This window comes from Rhizobium sp. 05L429 (assembly GCF_056397645.1).
The window spans coordinates 1-526 of the sequence record NZ_JBFTNV010000093.1; the positions used below are offsets into that span (position 1 = coordinate 1).

At 64.3% G+C, this 526-nt stretch carries 1 protein-coding gene; it reads right to left on the bottom strand.

Going from position 1 to position 526, the window contains the following annotated elements; genetic code table 11:
• Positions 1–509, bottom strand: a 509-nt coding sequence (locus tag AC1DNW_RS35460) for an AMP-binding protein (protein WP_477855826.1), incomplete at its 3' end; no start/stop codon positions are given.
• Positions 510–526 lie beyond the last annotated feature (17 nt).

Consider the following 526-nt stretch of genomic DNA (forward strand, 5'->3'; position numbering starts at 1 on the left):
GACGTGTAGATCACGTAGGCAAGGTGCTGCGGCAATGTGCGGCTCTCGACGGCGCCGTCCGGCAGGCCTGCAATCTGCCCGTCCCAGTCCCGGTCGAGGCAGACGACCTGCACGCCATCCACCGACGGCAGCCGATCGAGAAGCGCTGCCTGGGTCAGAAGAACGCCGGGGGCGGCATCAGCCAGCATATATTGCAGCCGGTCCTGCGGATAACCGGGATCGAGCGGCACATACGCACCCCCGGCCTTGAGAATGCCGAGAAGGCCAACGACCATCTCGAGGCTGCGCTCCACACAGATCCCCACAAGGACCTCGGGACCGACGCCCAGCTGCCGCAGACGATGGGCAAGCTGGTTGGCACGCCTGTCCAGCTCACCATAGCTGAGCGCCGTATCGCCGTAGACGACCGCAATGGCGTCCCGGTCGCGCGCTACCTGCTCCTCAAAAAGACCATGGATCGTCTGATCATCCGGATATGCTGCCTGGGTGTCGTTCCACTCCACCAGCATGCGACGCTCGTCTGAAG